At 71.7% G+C, this 16,584-nt stretch carries 15 protein-coding genes; 7 read left to right on the plus strand and 8 right to left on the minus strand.

Annotated features, from left to right (window positions below; genetic code table 11):
- Positions 1-87: 87 nt before the first annotated feature.
- The 5 genes from AB0K67_RS14650 to AB0K67_RS14670 all read left to right on the plus strand — a co-directional run bounded on the left by AB0K67_RS14650 (position 88) and on the right by AB0K67_RS14670 (position 5,761).
- Positions 88-1,053, plus strand: coding sequence for a sugar-binding domain-containing protein (locus AB0K67_RS14650; RefSeq protein ID WP_364058758.1), 966 nt, complete (start codon positions 88-90; stop codon positions 1,051-1,053).
- A 175-nt stretch (positions 1,054-1,228) separates the two neighbouring features.
- Positions 1,229-2,707, plus strand: coding sequence for an FGGY-family carbohydrate kinase (locus tag AB0K67_RS14655; protein ID WP_364058761.1), 1,479 nt, complete (start codon positions 1,229-1,231; stop codon positions 2,705-2,707).
- A complete protein-coding gene (locus AB0K67_RS14660) occupies positions 2,704-4,137 on the plus strand; it encodes an FGGY family carbohydrate kinase (protein WP_364058764.1) in 1,434 nt (477 codons plus the stop codon). The genes AB0K67_RS14655 and AB0K67_RS14660 overlap by 4 nt, the downstream gene beginning before the upstream one ends.
- Positions 4,134-4,757, plus strand: coding sequence for a histidine phosphatase family protein (locus AB0K67_RS14665; RefSeq protein ID WP_364058767.1), 624 nt, complete (start codon positions 4,134-4,136; stop codon positions 4,755-4,757). Before AB0K67_RS14660 ends, AB0K67_RS14665 begins: the two co-directional genes overlap by 4 nt.
- Positions 4,754-5,761 (plus strand): 2-hydroxyacid dehydrogenase, encoded by a 1,008-nt coding sequence (locus tag AB0K67_RS14670; RefSeq protein ID WP_364058770.1) that lies wholly within the window; start codon positions 4,754-4,756, stop codon positions 5,759-5,761. The genes AB0K67_RS14665 and AB0K67_RS14670 overlap by 4 nt, the downstream gene beginning before the upstream one ends.
- A gap of 76 nt (positions 5,762-5,837) precedes the next feature.
- Here the strand turns inward: AB0K67_RS14670 and AB0K67_RS14675 are convergent, their stop codons facing one another.
- The 6 genes from AB0K67_RS14675 to AB0K67_RS14700 form a co-directional block, all read right to left on the minus strand.
- On the minus strand, positions 5,838-6,698 hold the full coding sequence (locus tag AB0K67_RS14675) for a carbohydrate ABC transporter permease (RefSeq protein WP_364058773.1): 861 nt from the start codon (positions 6,696-6,698) through the stop codon (positions 5,838-5,840).
- Complete coding sequence (locus tag AB0K67_RS14680) at positions 6,695-7,585, minus strand: sugar ABC transporter permease (protein ID WP_364058776.1); 891 nt, start codon at positions 7,583-7,585, stop codon at positions 6,695-6,697. The genes AB0K67_RS14675 and AB0K67_RS14680 overlap by 4 nt, the downstream gene beginning before the upstream one ends.
- A gap of 98 nt (positions 7,586-7,683) precedes the next feature.
- Positions 7,684-8,946: an ABC transporter substrate-binding protein gene (locus AB0K67_RS14685; protein ID WP_364059567.1), complete on the minus strand. Its 1,263-nt coding sequence runs from the start codon at positions 8,944-8,946 to the stop codon at positions 7,684-7,686.
- A 266-nt stretch (positions 8,947-9,212) separates the two neighbouring features.
- On the minus strand, positions 9,213-9,998 hold the full coding sequence (locus AB0K67_RS14690; protein ID WP_364058779.1) for an AMP-binding protein: 786 nt from the start codon (positions 9,996-9,998) through the stop codon (positions 9,213-9,215).
- A 444-nt stretch (positions 9,999-10,442) separates the two neighbouring features.
- Positions 10,443-11,885 carry a penicillin-binding transpeptidase domain-containing protein gene (locus tag AB0K67_RS14695; protein ID WP_364058782.1) on the minus strand — a complete coding sequence of 481 codons (1,443 nt, stop codon included), beginning with the start codon at positions 11,883-11,885 and terminating at the stop codon, positions 10,443-10,445.
- Positions 11,886-11,921: 36 nt separating this feature from the next.
- On the minus strand, positions 11,922-12,281 hold the full coding sequence (locus AB0K67_RS14700; RefSeq protein WP_364058785.1) for a MerR family transcriptional regulator: 360 nt from the start codon (positions 12,279-12,281) through the stop codon (positions 11,922-11,924).
- 92 nt (positions 12,282-12,373) lie between these two features.
- On the opposite strand from AB0K67_RS14700, the gene AB0K67_RS14705 reads away from it, so the two are divergent.
- The gene (locus AB0K67_RS14705; protein ID WP_364058788.1) at positions 12,374-13,306 is read left to right on the plus strand and encodes an aldo/keto reductase; all 933 of its coding nucleotides are present in this window, start codon (positions 12,374-12,376) and stop codon (positions 13,304-13,306) included.
- Here the strand turns inward: AB0K67_RS14705 and AB0K67_RS14710 are convergent.
- Complete coding sequence (locus tag AB0K67_RS14710) at positions 13,303-13,959, minus strand: TetR/AcrR family transcriptional regulator (RefSeq protein WP_364058791.1); 657 nt, start codon at positions 13,957-13,959, stop codon at positions 13,303-13,305. The genes AB0K67_RS14705 and AB0K67_RS14710 overlap by 4 nt on opposite strands.
- Before the next feature lie 85 nt (positions 13,960-14,044).
- Between AB0K67_RS14710 and AB0K67_RS14715 the strand changes: the two genes are divergently transcribed.
- Positions 14,045-15,379: a GH1 family beta-glucosidase gene (locus AB0K67_RS14715; protein WP_364058794.1), complete on the plus strand. Its 1,335-nt coding sequence runs from the start codon at positions 14,045-14,047 to the stop codon at positions 15,377-15,379.
- On the opposite strand, the gene AB0K67_RS14720 is transcribed toward AB0K67_RS14715, so the two are convergent.
- On the minus strand, positions 15,349-16,245 hold the full coding sequence (locus AB0K67_RS14720) for a hypothetical protein (RefSeq protein ID WP_364058797.1): 897 nt from the start codon (positions 16,243-16,245) through the stop codon (positions 15,349-15,351). The genes AB0K67_RS14715 and AB0K67_RS14720 overlap by 31 nt on opposite strands.
- Positions 16,246-16,584: the final 339 nt, after the last annotated feature.

Consider the following 16,584-nt stretch of genomic DNA (forward strand, 5'->3'; position numbering starts at 1 on the left):
CCTCCGGCACGTGCGAAGGGCACGTGGCTATAGTGGGTTGCGCATCAGTTCTGAAAATCTGTTCACAGTCCATTCAGGAGCGCGCGCATGAATGCCGCCGACGTCGCACCCGAGGCGCAGGCCAGGTTTCCCCAGGAGCTGATGTACACCGCGGCCCAGCAGTATTACCTGGAGGACGCCACCCAGGGCGACATCGCCAAGCGGCTCGGCGTCAGCAGGGCCACCGTGAGCCGGCTGCTCACCGAGGCGCGCAGGCAGGGCATCGTCGAGATCAGGGTGCACCGCCCGGCCTCGCTCGGCGACGGCCCGCTGGCCGCCGAGGTGGCCGAGCTGCTCGGCCTCGACCGCGTCCACCTGGTGCCGAAGGTCAGCGGCCCGGCGCTCGGCCCCTGGCTGGCCCCCGGCGTGGCCCGCGCGCTGGCCGGGGCCGGGCTGGAGTCGGGCGACGTCGTGCTGGTCTCCTCCGGCACCACGGTCTACGAGTGCGCCCGCGAGGACCTCGGCCGCTACCCCGGCGTCACCATCGCCCCGGCGGTGGGCGGCCAGGAGGAGCCGCAGCCCTGGTTCCAGACCAACGAGACCACCCGCATCCTGGCAGAACGCGTCGGCGGCGTGCCCGCCTACCTCTATGCGCCGGCGCTGCCCGGACCCGAGCTGTTCTACTCGCTGCAGCACGAGCCGTCGGTGCGCCGGGTGATGGACCTGTGGGAGCGGGCCAAGTGCGCGCTGGTGGGCGTCGGTTCCCCGCCGCTGATGCGGCAGACGGTGCCCTCGCTCATGCCGCGCGACGCCGAGAGCCTGCGCCAGGCGGTGGGCGACGTGTGCATGCGGATCTACGACCGCGACGGCGAGCCGGTGACGTACCCGGGCGGCGAGCGGCTGGTCGCCGCCAAGCAGGAGCAGTTGCGGCGCATCCCGTGCTCGATCGCGGTCGCGGTGGGCGCCGAGAAGGTGCTCTCGATCGTGGCCGGCGCGCGGGGCGGCTACTTCAACCAGCTCGTCACGGACACGCCCACGGCCGAGGGCCTGGTGGCGGCGGCTCACCAGCTCTGATCCTCACACCGCTCTGATCCTCACACCGCCAGCGCTGAACATCTGTGCTGGACAAAGTTTCTGACTGCGCGCTACCGTGATGGACACCCAGGGGTGTCCGCCCGTGCGCGGGCAGCCCCTGTCTTGAGATCGTCGACTCGATCTCGCGCCGGTCCAGGACCTCACATGGAAGGGCATGATGGCGATCATCTGCGTGGACGCCGGCACCACCGTCATCAAGGCCGTCGGCTACGACGAGTCCGGCCTGGAGACGGCCGTCGCCCGGCGCGAGACCGTCGTCACCAGGCCCGCACCCGGCCACACCGAGCAGGACATGCACGCCGTGTGGGACGCGGTGGCCGAGACCGTGCGCGAGGTCGCGGCCAGGACCGGCGGCGCCGAGCTGGTGGCGGTCACCGCCCAGGGCGACGGCTGCTGGCTGGTGGACGCGGCCGGCGAGCCCACCGGCCCGGCCATCCTGTGGAACGACGCCAGGGCCGCCGCCATCGTCGCCGCGTGGACGCGCGACGGACTGGCCGAGACGGCGTTCCGGCGCAACGGCTCCTCGGCCGCGTCCGGGCTGCCGCACGCCATCCTCACCTGGCTGCGCGCCCACGACCCCGACCGGCTCGACCGGTCCAGCGCCATGCTCACCTGCGGCGGCTGGATCTACTCCCGGATGACCGGGGAGATCGCGGCCGACGAGTCCGACGCCTCGGCGCCGTTCATGGACCTGACCGAGCGGGCGTACTCCCCCGAACTGCTCGCCCTGTTCGGCCTGGAGTGGGCCGAGCGGCTGCTGCCGCCGATCCGGCCGTGCCCGGTCGCCGGGCTCACCGCGCGGGCCGCCGAGACGCTGGGCCTTGCGGCGGGAACGCCGGTGGTGATGGCCCCGTACGACATCGCCGCCACCGCGCTGGGCTCCGGCGCGGTCAGCCCGGGACAGGCGTGCGGCATCCTCGGCACCACGCTGTGCACCGAGGTCATCGCCGCATCCCCCGACCTCGACGGCCCGCCGACCGGCATCACCATCGCGCTGCCCGGCGGCTACCTGCGGGCCTTCCCCACCTTCGCCGGCACCGAGGTCGTGCAGTGGACGTGCCGCCTGCTGGGGCTGTCGGCCCCCGCCGAGCTGGGCGAGCTGGCCGCGACCAGCGAACCGGGCGCCCGGGGGCTCGCGTTCCTGCCGTACCTGTCGCCGGCCGGTGAGCGCGCGCCGTTCTCCGACCCGCAGGCCAGGGGGTCGCTGCACGGCATGTCGTTCGAGCACGGCCACGAGCACGTCGCCAGAGCCGTGCTCGAAGGGCTGACGATGGTGATCCGCGACTGCCTGGAGGCGACCGGAGCGGCCCCGACCGAGCTGCGGGTGTGCGGCGGCGGCGCCAACAGCGCGGTCTGGCTGCGGCTCATCGCCGACGTCACCGGGCTGCCCGTGCACCGCTCCGCCGACAGCGAGGTGGGCGCGCGGGGCGCGGCCCTGGTGGGGCTGGCCGCCACCGGCGCGGCGCCGTCCGTCGCCGAGGCGGCGGCCCGGCACGTACGGCTGCGCGAGCCCGTCGAGCCCGACCCCGCCCGCCGGGCCTTCTACGACGACCTCTTCGCTGACTTTCTGACCCTGCGCGGCGGCGCCGCCGGCACCTGGCCGCTGCTCGCCGAGCTGAGGAGCCGTTCATGAGCGTGTGGGTGGGCATCGACCTCGGGACGCAGAGCGTACGCGCGCTCGCCGTGGCCGCGGACGGACGGGTGCTGGGCACCGGCAGCCGCCCGCTGACCAGCCACCGCGACGGCCCCCGGCACGAGCAGGACCCCGAGCAGTGGTGGCGGGAGCTGGCCACAGCCACCCGCGAGGCGCTGCGCGGCGTGCCCGGCGGTGAGCGGGTCGAGGGCGTGGCCGTGGACGCCACCTCGGGCACGATCCTGCTCACCGACGCGGGCGGCCGGGCGCTGACGCCCGCCCTCATGTACGACGACCGCCGCGCCGACGCCACCCGCGCCAACGAGGCGGGCGCGGCGGTGTGGGAGCGCCTCGGCTACCGCCGCATGCAGCCCAACTGGGCGCTGCCGAAGCTGCTGTGGCTGCTGCGGGACGCCCCGCGAGGAGCCCGCGCCGCGCACCAGAGCGACTTCGTCAACCGCCGCCTGGTGGGGCACGACGTGGCCACCGACCTGAGCAACGCGCTCAAGACCGGCGTGGACCTGATCGAGGAGCGCTGGCCGGAGGAGGTGTTCGACGCGCTGGGGGTGCCCGAGGGCACGCTGCCCCGCGTCGTACGCCCAGGCGCCCGCCTCGGCACGGTGTGCGCGGCGGCGGCCGAGGAGACCGGCCTGCCCGAGGGCACCCCGGTGATCGCCGGCACCACCGACGGCTGCGCCGCCCAGCTCGGCGCGGGCGCCCGGCGTCCGGGAAGCTGGAACTCGGTGCTCGGCACGACGCTGGTGCTCAAGGGCGTCACCAAGGAGCTGATCCACGACCCGCTCGGCGTGGTCTACTCCCACCGCGCCCCCGACGGCTCCTGGCTGCCCGGCGGCGCGTCCAGCACGGGCGCGGGCGTGCTCTCCCGCGACCTGCCCGGCGCCGACCTCGACGCGCTCAGCCGGCAGGCCGCCGAGCGCTACGGCCGCCGCCTGCCGCCCGCCGTCACGTACCCGCTGGTCTCGCGGGGCGAGCGGTTCCCGTTCGCCGCGCCCGGCGCCGAGGGCTTCACGCTCGGCGAGCCGGCCGACGACGTGGAGCGCTACGCCGCCATCCTGCTCGGCGCGGCCTTCGTCGAACGGCTCTGCTTCGACTATCTCGACCTGCTCGGCGCGCCCGTGGACGGCGAGATCATCCTCACCGGCGGGGCCACCAGGAGCGCGTACTGGACGCGGCTCCGCGCCGACGTGCTCGAACGCCCGGTGACGCTGCGTGAGAACGCCGAGCCCGCGCTGGGCATGGCCGTCCTGGCCGGCGGCGACCCCGACGCGATGATCAGGACCAGCGCCGTCGTCGAGCCCGTGGACACCGGCGTGCGCGAGCCGTACCTGCGGTTCGTGGCCGAGCTGGAAGAACGCGGCTGGCTCGACGGCCGGGCCGCCGCACACGCCCGCGAGAGGACCGCCCGATGACCGACCTCGTGCTCGTCCGCCACGGCGAGACCGTCTGGCACGCCGAGAACCGCTACGCCGGGATCAGCGACATCGAGCTGACGCCGCGCGGCCACGAGCAGGCCGCCGAGCTGGCCTCCTGGGCGGCGGGAGCGGGGCTCGCGGCCGTGTGGGCGTCCACGCTGAGCCGGGCGGTGATCACCGCAGAGACCGCCGCGGCCAGGGCCGGGCTCTCCGTGCGCACCGACGCCCGGCTGCGCGAGCTGGACTTCGGCCAGGGCGAGGGCCTCACGTCGGCCGAGATGAAGGCCCGCTTCCCCGAGGCCAGGGCCGCGTTCGAGGCCGACCCCGCCGCGCATCCGCTGCCGGGCGGCGAGGACCCGTACGCCGCCGCCGAGCGGTTCGTCGCCGCGCTCGGCGACATCGCCGCCGCCCACGCGGGCGGCCGCGTGCTGGTCGTCGCGCACACCACCGCCATCAGGCTCTCCCTGTGCCGGCTGCTCGGGCTGCCGCTCGGCGAGTACCGCCGGCTGTTCCCCCGGCTGGACAACTGCGCCCTGACCGAGCTGCGCCTGGACGAGGCCGGCACGGGACGGGTGGCGCTGCTGCAGTACAACTCCCCGATTGGAGCCGTTCGTTGACACTCAAAGTCCTCGCCGCAGGCGACCATTTCGTCAGGAACGACCTGCTCATCGACGCGCTGAAGAGCGCCGTGCCCGGTGAGCTGGACGTCCGCGAGCTGACGCTGCCCTGGCCGGTCGTGCCGTTCGGCCCGGTGGGCGAGGTGGACGAGGCGTCCGACGTGGAGGACGAGCTGATCGAGGCGCTGCGCGGCGTCGAGGTGTGCGTCACCCAGATGGCGCCGCTCACCAAGCGCGTGCTGGACGCCTCGCCCGGCCTGCGGCTGTTCTGCGTGAGCCGGGGCGGTCCGGTGAACGCCAACCTCAAGGCGGCCACCGAGGCCGGGGTGAAGGTGACGTTCGCACCCGGCCGCAACGCGGTGGCCACCGCCGAGCACACCCTGGCGATGCTGCTCGCCGCCACCCGCCGCATCCCGCAGACCCACACGGAGCTGAAGGGCGGCGCGTGGCGCAGCGACTACTACTCCTACGACCAGGTCGGGCCCGAGCTCGACGGCAACACGGTCGGCCTGATCGGCTACGGCGCGATCGGCAGCCGGGTGGCCCGCATGCTCGAAGGGTTCGGCGCGAACGTGCTGGTGCACGACCCGTACGTGGCCGCGCCCGGCAACGTCGGCCTGCGCGAGCTGCTGGAACGCTCGCTGTTCGTCTCCCTGCACGCCCGCGCCACCCCCGAGACCGCCGGGATGATCGGCGCGGCCGAGATCGCCGCCATGCCGAAGGGCTCGGTGCTGGTCAACTGCGCGCGGGGCGCGCTGCTCGACTACGACGCGCTGTGCGACGCGCTCGAGTCCGGCCACCTGTTCGGCGCCGCGTGCGACGTCTTCCCCGACGAGCCGATCCCGCCGGGGTCGCGCCTGCTCACGACGCCGAACCTGGTGATGACCCCGCACCTGGCCGGGGCCAGCAAGGAGACGGCGAAGAAGGCGGCGGCGATCGTGGCCGCCGACGTGGCCCGCTACGTACGCGGCGAGCCCATCGCCCACCTCGCCAACCCGAGCTGACCCGAGCTGACCCGAGCCGCCCCGGGCTGAGCCGGGCCGACCTGAGTCACCCGGATCCGGCCCGGGCCGGCCCGTGTCAGCCCTTGAGCGCGCCCGCCATGAGCCCGCGCATGAAGAACCGGCCGAGCAGCACGTAGATCAGCATCGTCGGGATCGACGCCAGGATGGCGGCGGCCATCTGCTGGCTGTACGGGGTGGCCTGCGCACCCGCGATGTTGTTCAGCATCACGGTCGTGGGCCAGCTCGTCGGCCCGGTGAGGAACACCGCGAACAGGAAGTCGTTCCACATCGAGGTGAACTGCCAGATGATCACCACGGCGATGGCCGGCCCCGACACCGGCAGGACGACCGACCAGTACGCGCGGAGCATGCCCGCCCCGTCCACCCGCGACGCCTCGATCAGCTCGTCGGGGATCGTCACATAGTAGTTGCGGAAGATCAGCGTGCAGATCGGGATGCCGTACACGACGTGCGCGAGCACCAGGCCGGGGATGCCGCCGTAGAAGACGCCGTCCAGCCCGGTGAGGTCGTTCAGCCCGACGAGGAGCTGCACGAGCGGGATCATCACGCCCTGGTACGGGATGAACATCCCGAACAGAAAGAGCGTGAACAGCACGTCGGCCCCGGGGAAGCGCCACTTGGACAGCACGTAGCCGTTCATGGAGCCGAGCGCGCACGACAGCAGCGAGCCCGGCACCGCGAGCAGCACGCTGTTCCACAGGCCCGGCGCGAGCTTCTCCCAGGCCACCCTCCATGCCTCGGTCGTCCACGTCTGGGGCAGGTTCCACGCCTGCCCCGGGTCGGCCTCGGTGAGCGGCTTGAAGCTGGTGACCAGCAGCACGTAGATCGGGATGAGGAAGATCAGGACGAACAGGATGAGCACGGCGAGCCGCACGTACTGAAAGCCCGCCGCCCTGCGCCCGGCCACCGCCGTCATGACCGCCTCTCCTGCCTCTCCTTACGCACCGACCAGATCAGGTACGGGATCACGAAGATCGCCACGCTGAGCACGATGTAGGACGCGATCGTGGCGCCCTTGGCCGGGTCGTGCGAGTCGAACACCGCCACCCACATGAAGACCGCGGGCACGTCGGTGATGATCTGCTTGCCGGACACCGCGACGATCAGGTCGAAGACCTTGAGCGAGATGTGGCCGAGGATGATCAGCGCCGACAGCGTGACCGGCCGGAGCATGGGCAGCACCACGTGCCGGTAGACGCCCCACTCGTTGCAGCCGTCCACCCGGGCGGCCTCGCGCAGCTCCTCGGGGACGCCGCGGAACCCCGCCAGGAAAAGTGCCATGACATATCCGGACATCTGCCATATCGCTGGCAGTGCCATCGCGGCCATCCCCCAGTCGGGGTCACGGAACCACTGCCACTGCGGCAGCCCCAGCCAGTCGAACAGCCGGTTCAGACCGACCGCCCGCTCCCCCGTGCCGGAGTTCATCAGCCACCGCCACACGATGCCGGTCGCGACGAACGAGATGGCCATCGGGAACAGGTAGATCGCGCGGAACGTGCCCTCGCCCCTGATCCCCTTCTCCATCAGGAACGCCAGGAGCCACCCGAGCAGCAGCGCTCCCAGCACGAAGACGACCGTGAACATGATCGCGTGGTTCACGGACAGGTGCCACCGGGACTGGTCCCAGATGTCCACGAAGTTCTGCAGCCCCACGAACTCGCCCTCGGACACCTCGTCGTGCTGGTCGGTCATCGCCAGGCGGAAGTTCCAGCCCAGCATGCCGTACACGAAGACAGCGATCAGGATGATCGACGGTGTCACGAGGAGCAGCCCGGGCAGCCACGAGCGTGCCCGCCTCACAAGCATGACCTCCCACGGGGGCGGCGGGCCCGCAAGCCGGGCCCGCCGCGCCTGTGCCGTTTATCGAGCGGCTGTTGTCGAGCGATGCACCAGGAGCGTCACTGCGCGTTGGCCGCGGCCGCGTCGGCCAGGGCCTGCTGCAGCGCCTTGACGTCCTTGGTGCCGATGAACAGGCCGACCGCCTCGTTGATCGCGGCCAGCCAGGGCTGGTTCACCGCCACACCGTGCTGGATGGAGCCGGCGAGCTTGTTGCTCTGCCAGTCCTTCAGCGCGTCCGCCAGGTAGTCGGTGTAGAGCGACTGGTCGGCGTCCTTACGGGCGGGGATGGAGCCCTTCTTCGGGTTGAAGGCGTCCTGGCCCTCCTTGCTGGCGGCCACCTTCAGCCAGGCAAGCGCCCCGTCGCGGTTCTTCGCGCCCTTGGGCAGCGTGAAGCTGTCGGACAGCCACAGGTAGGTGCCCTCGGTGCCGGGCGACGGCGCCCAGTCGAAGTCCGTCTTCGACGTCTTGCCGAGGCCGCCCTCCGGCGGGTTGTGGAAGTAGCCGTACGCCCAGTCGCCCATGATGTTGAACGCCGCTTCGCCGTCGGCCACCTGCTTGGCCGCCGGCTGCCAGTCGTCCTGCGGGTCGCCCGCGTACTCCATGATCTTGGCGAAGTTCTCCAGGGCGGTCGTCACCTGCGCGCTGTTCCAGTCGGCGCCCGGCTTGAACAGCGCGTTGTAGTTGTCGGCGCCCAGCGTGCCGAGCAGCACGCTCTCCAGCAGGTGGGTGACCGTCCACTCGGAGCCGATGGACAGCGGGATCTTGCCGGTGCCCTTGACCTTCTCCAGCGCCGCGATGAACTCCTCGATCGTCTTGGGCGCACCCGAGACCCCGGCCTCCTTGAGCACGCCCGGGTTGTACCACAGGACGTTGGAGCGGTGGATGTTCACCGGCACGGAGTAGATCTTGCCGTCGACGCTGATCTGCTCGATGAGCTGCTCGGGGAAGACGTCCTTCAGCTTCAGCTCGTCGTAGAGCGGGGTCAGGTCCTCCAGGTTGCCCGCCTTGATGTAGCCCTGCAGCTCGGCGCCCGCGTGGCCCTGGAACGTGTCGGGCGGGGTGTTCGCCTGGAGCTTCGACTGCAGCAGCGCCTTGGCCTTGTCACCGGAGCCGCCCGCCACCGCGGCGTCGAAGAAGGAGTAGTCCGGGTTCTTCTCCTCGAAGATCTTCTTCATCGCCTGCAGGCCGTCGGCCTCACCCGGTCCCGTCCACCAGGAGAAGACCTCAACCTGCTGCTTCCCGCCGCTGTCCGCCGCGGGTGATTGCGATGCCTGTCCGCCGCCGTCGCCTCCGCAGGCAGTCAGACCCAGCACGCTGACCATCGTGATCGATACGGCCGCTAACCACCGTCGCATCCCCACACCATCCCTTCGATCCCCCGAAGGTTTGCTTCTTGACAACGTTGTCAACGTGTGGCTATCAACCCACTTCCGGCCGCGCCCCGTCAAGGGATGGGCGGTAACAGCTCCGCATACTCGAGCTGTGAAGCGATACGCCCCACCGCGCCGGGCTCGCCACCAGCCGAGACGCCGCACGCACGCCGGTGCCCCGCGCCGACCGGCGCGCCTCGGCATGTTGACTGCGCTTGTCAGGCGAGACGTTCCAGCTTGCCGTCGGGGCCCGCCACGACGGTCACGCCGAAGTCGTGGCGGGTGCCCGCGAGATCGCCGCCGCCCGCCGCGATGACCAGCGCCCCCTTCGACACCCCGAGCGCCACCAGGACGAGCAGGTCGCAGCCGCCGTCGGGCGGCCACGTGGTCAGCACGACGTCGGACTCGGTCAGGCGGATCCGCAGGTCGAGCTCCGCCATTTCGGCCAGCAGCTCGGCGTGGGACAGCCGGCGGCCGCCGGGCAGCAGCAGCGCGGGCTGGCGGGCCGCGTCGAGCGCGGGCAGCGCGGCCGGCTCCAGCGAGAGCAGGCAGCGGAAGTCGATCGTGCCGAGCGCGCGGCCCAGCGAGTAGACCTGCCGCACCCGCGACTGCTCGGCCGCCGCGATCGCCGGCTCGGCCAGGTCGGGCGTGGTGATCAGGGCGCGGGCGTCGCACTCGCGCAGCCACGCACCCAGCTCGTATGCCCCCATCCCCGCCGCGACCGGCGCCGCCACCCCGCCCGCCGCCATCACCGTGTGCACCGCGAGCGTCTGCGCCCCCGCCGTCGATACGTGCACGCCCACCACCTGGTCGCGCCTTGCGCCTCTGCGGACGAGGCCGGATGCCGCCCTGGTCACCTCGGTCACCAGGCGGCGGTAGCCGTAGACGTGGCCGCCGCGCAGATCGACGAGGGCGGGACGGTCGCCGCGCTCGTAGGCCCGGTGGAAGACTTCGTGGATCACGGTGCCGGTGGCCGGATCAGGGGCCGGGGCGGTGGATCTCATGCCCGCCAACGTACGGCCGGCAGGGCGGCCCGGCATCCACCGATCTATGTAGGCGGTTGTGCATTCGGCCGGGTGTGCGGGCCCGAGCCCTGCGCGACTCGGGCCCGCTGTCACGAGCCCCGGGAACCCGGCCCCCACCCCTCCGAGAAGGCCGGCCTCCGTACGGACGCGTGACGTCTCCGACCGACCGGCCGCGGCGCCTGCGCTCGCCTGGCGCAAGTGCCGGGCGGCGTGGCCGATCACACGAAGAACGGTAGGCGTGCACATGCCGCCGCACATGCGCTGACATGGCCATTCGACGATGTAAGCGGGGACCCGCCGGGATGTGTAGAGACGTCACTTGCCGCCGATCACCCATGCGGCGATCTGTGTACGCGTGGAGAATCCGAGCGGATCACGTTTCGCGCCTCCGAGCGATCCAGCGGTGAAGCAGGCGGATGAGAGCTAGCTGAGCGCCGCCCGGATCATGGCGCGGGCGATCGCGGTCACCGCCCGGCCCCGCACGCCCGGCCGTTCGAGGACCACGCCCACCGCCACCTCCGGCGCCTCGGCCGGAGCGAACGCCGTGACCAGTGCGACGTCCTGCGCCCCCGGCACGCCGGGCGGCGAGGTGGCCGCCTTCATCGCCACCCGCACCCCCGCGATCGACCTGCTGGTACCACCGGCGCCCGGAGCGGTCGCCATCATGGCCGCCAGGTACCGCGCCAGCATCGGCGGCATCACCGTCCGGTACGCCACGGGCGCCGCCCTGCTGATCACCGCCCCGTCCGCGAGCCGGACGTCCTCCACCAGGTACGGCCGCATCAGCACCCCGTCGTTGGCCACCGCCGCCGACAGCATGGCCACCATGAGCGGCGTGGCCCGGTTGTCGTGCTGCCCGATGGCCGCGAGCGCGGTCTGCGAGCGGTCGGTGGACACCGGGTAGCGGCTGCCGCTGGCGGCCAGCGGGATGCGCAGTTCGCCGGCGTTGAACCCGAACGCCTCCGCCTGGTCCCTGAGCAGGTCCTGCCCGAGCTGCAGCCCGATGCCGGCGAATGCCGTGTCGCAGGGGGCCTGGAAGGCGTACAGGAGCGTGGGGTGCTCGGCGCCGCAGCCGGTGTCGCGCACGTACACGGGCGAACCGGGCAGCCGCAGCCGGGCGGGCGCGTCCAGCAGGACCGTCGGCGTGTACTCGCCCGAGGCAAGCGCCGCCGCCGCGGTGACCAGCTTGAACGTGGCCCCGGGCGGATAGAGCCGGTTGAGCGCCCGGTTGAGCAGCGGCCGGTCGGGCGACCCGCGCAGCCGCTTGGATGTCGCGGCCAGCTTGAACCGGTCGAACGTGGCCAGCGTGTTGGGGTCGTACGTCGGGGCGGTGACCAGCGCCAGCACCGCCCCGGTCGCCGGGTCGATGGCGACCGCCGCGCCCGCCAGGCCGGTGGCGGCGAGCCCGTCGTAGGCGGCGAGCTGCACGCGGTCTCTAATGGTCAGCCGTACCTGCGCGCCCGCGCCGCTGCCGCCGCTGACCAGCGAGCGCACCTTGACCTTGGGGTCGTCGCCGGTCAGCAGGGGCTCCTGCGCCTGCTCGATGCCGGTGGCCCGGCGCAGCGACACGTGGCCGGTGACGGCCGCGTACCTGGCGCCCTGCGGATAGACGCGCTGGTAGCGGTAGCGGCCCTCGGCGGGGCGGCTGGTGGCGATGACGGTGCCGTCGTAGGTGCGGATGTCGCCGCGCGGGCGGGCGTACCGGTCGATGAGCGTGCGCTCGTTCCTGAGGTCGGCGTTCAGCGCGCCCGCGCCGAACGCCTGGATCAGTGTGATGTGCGCGAGCAGCACGAACAGCAGCGCCGAGCACAGCCTGGCCACGCGGGCCAGGGGTACGTTGATCCACCTCGCCCTCGAACCGGCCATGGTTCGAGGTGTACCAACCGCGCCGCAAAGCGGGAGCTAGAGGACGCTGCGGTAGTAGGAGATCTTGTTGTGGATGTAGCGCTGCCGCTCGATGAGGTTGTCGATCTGGGCCTGCACCTGGCGGTCGTGCTCTTCCAGCAGCTCGATGCGGTCGGGGATGGTGTGGTCGCCGGCGCGTACGAGCTCGGCGAAGCGCAGCATGGTGGCGATGGGCATGCCGGTGTCGCGCAGGCAGCGCAGCATGCCGAGCCAGCCGACGTCCTGCTCCGTGAACCTGCGCTGGCCCGCCGCGTTCCGGTTGACGCGCTCCAGCAGGCCGATCTTCTCGTAGTAACGGAGGGTGTCGATGCTGAAACCGGTCTCCTCGGAGACCTCCGCGGGTGTGTACACGCTCACGGGCCCCAGCATCGCACCTGGAGTGCACTCCAGGTCAACCCGAAATGAACGCTGTTGACGTGGAGTGCACTCCAGCCTGCACAGTCGTCGCCATGAACGCCATCGACATCGCATTGGGCACGATCCACTTCGGTACGTCCGTGAGCAAGGAGGACACCTTCGCCATCCTCGACCGGTTCCGCGAGGCCGGCGGCACCAGGCTCGACACGGCCAACAACTACCCGTTCTGGGTAGAGGGCCGTACGGGCGACGAGAGCGAGCTGACCATCGGCGCGTGGCTGGCCGCGCGCGGCGTCCGCGACGAGATGGTGATCAGCACGAAGGTGGGCGCGCGGCCGACCGTCCCCGGCGACCGGACGCTCGACTCGGCCGAGGGCCTGTCGGCGGGCGTCATCGCCAAGGCCGTGGAGGGCAGCCTGCAGCGGCTGGGCACCGACAGGATCGACGTCTACTGGGCGCACATCGACGACCGCTCCACGCCTCTTGAGGAGACGCTGGGGGCGTTCGACGAGCTCGTACGCGCCGGCAAGGTCCGCTCGATCGGGGCGAGCAACATGGCCGCATGGCGGCTGGAGCGGGCGCGGAACGTCTCGGCCGCGCACGGCTGGGCCCGCTACACCCATCTCCAGCTCCGCCACACCTACCTGCGGCCGCGACCGGGCACCAGGCCGGCCGAGACCGGGCACACGCTGGCCACCGACGACACCTTCGACTACCTGGCCGCCGAGCCCGAGATCACGCTGTGGGCGTACAACACGCTGATGTTCGGTGCGTACACGCGGCAGGACCGGAAGATCCCGGAGATCTACGACCACCCGGGCACGGAGCGGCGGCTGGCGGCGCTGCGAGAGGTGGCCGGCGAGCTGGGCGCCACCCCCAACCAGGTGGTGCTGGCCTGGCTGATCGGCGGCGGCGTGGTGCCCATCGTCGGGGTCTCCACGATGGAGCAGCTCGATGAGGCCATCGGCGGGGCGCGGCTCACGCTGGACGCGGGCCGGCGTGCCCGGCTCGACGCGGCCTGCTAGCCCTGCTCGGGCAGCGGCGGGAGGTGGTCGGCGAGGTAGCGGCGGACGAGTTTCTTGCACTCGGCGATCAGGCCGGGATCGCCGGCCGGGTCGGCTCTGAAGGCCAGCTTGAGCACCGAGTCGCTGGCCTCGACGGCGACGAGCAGGGCGCGGTCGAGCTCGGGGCTCGCGGGGGCATCGACGAGGTGGAGCGTCAGCGCGCGCATGCGCTCGGCCACCACGACGCCGTTCTCCTGGGTCTCGTCGAGCGCCCGCTTGCTGCCCCCGACGGCGGGCCCGCCGGGGGTGGCGAGCACCTCGCCGAAGTCGACCACCCCGAAGCCGGGCGTGGTGCGCTTCATCTCCACGAACTCGTCGATGGTCGCATCGACCAGCTCGCCCCAGTGAGCCGGGCGGGCCTGCTGGATGCGCTGGACGACGCGCTGCAGGAACGCCTCCAGGTTGCGCCGCGCCAGCGCACGCACCAGGCCCTGCTTGTCGTGGAAGAACTGATAGAAGGTGCCGATCGGCACCTCGGCCCGGCGGGCGACCTCCTTCGTCGTCAGCGCGTCGTAACCGACCTCGTCGAGCAGCAGCGCACACTCGTCGAGCATGCGCTCCACCCGCTCGACGCTCCGGCGCTGGGCGGGGCGGCGGCGCAAGGTACTGGTCATGTCCCCATCCTGACGCATGTCGGTGAGGCCCAGTCACGCCCTCAGCTAACATGAGCCGGACTCGCGGAGCATTGGAGGGCCGGGCATGTTCTTGTGGGGTACGGCCACGGCGGCCTACCAGATCGAAGGCGCGACCGGCGAGGACGGCAGGGGCACCTCCATCTGGGACGTCTTCTCCCACGAGCCCGGCCGCACCCGCGACGGCCACACCGGCGACGTGGCCTGCGACCACTACCACCGCTGGCGCGAGGACGTCGCGCTCATGGCGGATCTCGGCGTCAACGCCTACCGCTTCTCCATCGCCTGGCCGCGCGTGCTGCCGCAGGGTGCGGGCCGGGTGAACGAGCGCGGCCTCGGCTTCTACGACCGGCTGGTGGACGGGCTGCTCGCGGCGGGCGTACGGCCGGTGCCGACGCTCTTCCACTGGGACCTGCCGCAGGCGCTGGAGGACAGGGGCGGCTGGCTGAACCGCGACACCGCCGAGGTGTTCGCCGACTACGCCGCCGTGGTCGCGGGCCGTCTGGCCGACCGGGTGCCGCTGTGGATCACGCTCAACGAGCCGTTCGTGCACATGGCCTACGGCTACGCGATGGGCCTGCACGCCCCCGGCCACGCGCTGCTGACCGGCGCGCTGCCCGCCGCGCACCACCAGCTCCTGGCCCACGGCCGCGCGGTGGCGGCGCTGCGGGCGGCCGGGGCGCGCCAGGTGGCGCTCACCAACAACCACACCCCGGTCCGGCCCGCCTCCGGCGACGAGGCCGACGTGCGGGCCGCCGAGGCGTACGACATCCTGCACAACCGCCTGTTCACCGATCCCGTGCTGACGGGCGCGTATCCCGACTTGTCGGCCTACACCACCGATCTCGGCTTCGTCAGGGACGGCGACCTGGAGGCCATCTCGGCCCCCATCGACGCCCTGGGCGTCAACTACTACAACCCCACCCGCATCGCCGCGCCGACGGACGACGCCCTGCCGTTCACCGACGCCGGCATCACCGGCCACCCCACGACGGCCTTCGGCTGGCCGGTGGTGCCCGAGGGCCTGCACGAGCTGCTCACCGGCCTGCGCTCGCGCTACGGCGCCGCGCTCCCGCCGATCCTCATCACCGAGAACGGCTGCTCGCAGCCCGATGTCCCCGGCGATGACGGCACGATCGACGACGCCGACCGCGTGGCCTTCCTCAAGGAGCACATCGCGGCGCTGCGCCGCGCCATGGACGACGGCGTGGACGTGCGGGGCTACTTCGTCTGGTCGCTGCTGGACAACTTCGAGTGGGCCGAGGGCTACCACCAGCGCTTCGGCCTCGTCCACGTGGACTTCGCCACCCAGCGGCGCACGCCGAAGCGCTCCTACCACTGGTTCCGCGACTTCCTGAGAGCCCAGAGCGCTCAGAACACCGAGACGTGGACGTGGTCGTAGTGGTTGGCCGTCACGCCGCCGCGGTCGGACATCGGATCCCAGCCGCCGCCTGAGCGTATGTCGTAGTAGCGCTGTTTCCAGATGATGTACATGACGCCGATGCGGGCGCCGTTCTTGATCAGCCAGTTGGCGAGCGCGTCGCCGATCGCCTCGTCGGCGCCGGTGGCCATGGTGCCGCCCCTGGACATCATGAAGTCGCAGGCACGGCCCTTGCCGTGCTCGCCGGGGTCGCCGGGGCGCAGGCAGCCGACGCCGTACTTCATGGGGAAGTTCGCCATGATCTCGGCGCGGACCGCGACCATGCGCGGGGTCAGGCCGCTGGAGGAGCCGGGCTGCTGGAAGCCGTATTTGGCGAGCAGTTTCTGAACCTCGGAACGCCGCGACTGGAGCCGCTTGATCTCCTTGCGGAGGTTCTCGACCTTCTTATTCGCGTTGATCTTGGCCTGGTTCGATTTCGCGATGAGCCTTTTGATGCTCGCGACGCGCTGGGCGCGCTCGTTGGCCATGTACGCGAGGTTCGCGGCCTGCCCGAGCACCTGGTACGGGTCGCCGGAGGGCGTGAGGAGGTGGACGCCTTCGAGCGGCCCGACCATGTAGGAGGTCTGCGCGATGCGCCTGACCTCCTCCTGAGCGGCCTTGAGCTGGGCCTGCAGCGCACCGGATGTGGCGTTCGCCCGCTTCACCTGGAGCTTGATGTCCTCCAGGCTCTGGATCTGGCCGCGGTAGTCCTTTTCGAGCTGGGCCGCCTGCTTGGTGAGTTTCCGCAGCTCAGCAGGGGAGGGAGCGGCTGCGGCCGGGGTGGGGGCGGGGAGTGCGAGCAGCCCGGCGAGCACGGTGAGGAGAACGGCGAGCCGCCAGATTCTCACACCCGTCCCCTCCCCTCGTAGACGGACCGAAACTATAGAAGATGATCTTGATTCCTGTCATCCGAACGACGTAACTGCTGCACCTTTGATGGGGTTCTCGGGCTTTTGACCGACATAAGCGCGACATAAAAATTCGAGCGCTTTCGGGGACCGCCGGCAGCCCGAGACGGCGGTCGAATCCGCCACCGCGAAATGGCGCTCGACGTGCCGGGGAGCGACATCCGCCGGCCCGCGCGCCGCGCCCGCAGGAGGTGCGATGCGCCTCTTGCACGCATGGACAGAACATGGTTCGGTCGCCTTGAGGCACTCCCCAGCAAGCAAGCATCCGGTCAAGCAGGA

It is taken from the genome of Nonomuraea sp. NPDC052634, assembly GCF_040678535.1.
GTDB classification, from domain to species: domain Bacteria; phylum Actinomycetota; class Actinomycetes; order Streptosporangiales; family Streptosporangiaceae; genus Nonomuraea; species Nonomuraea fastidiosa.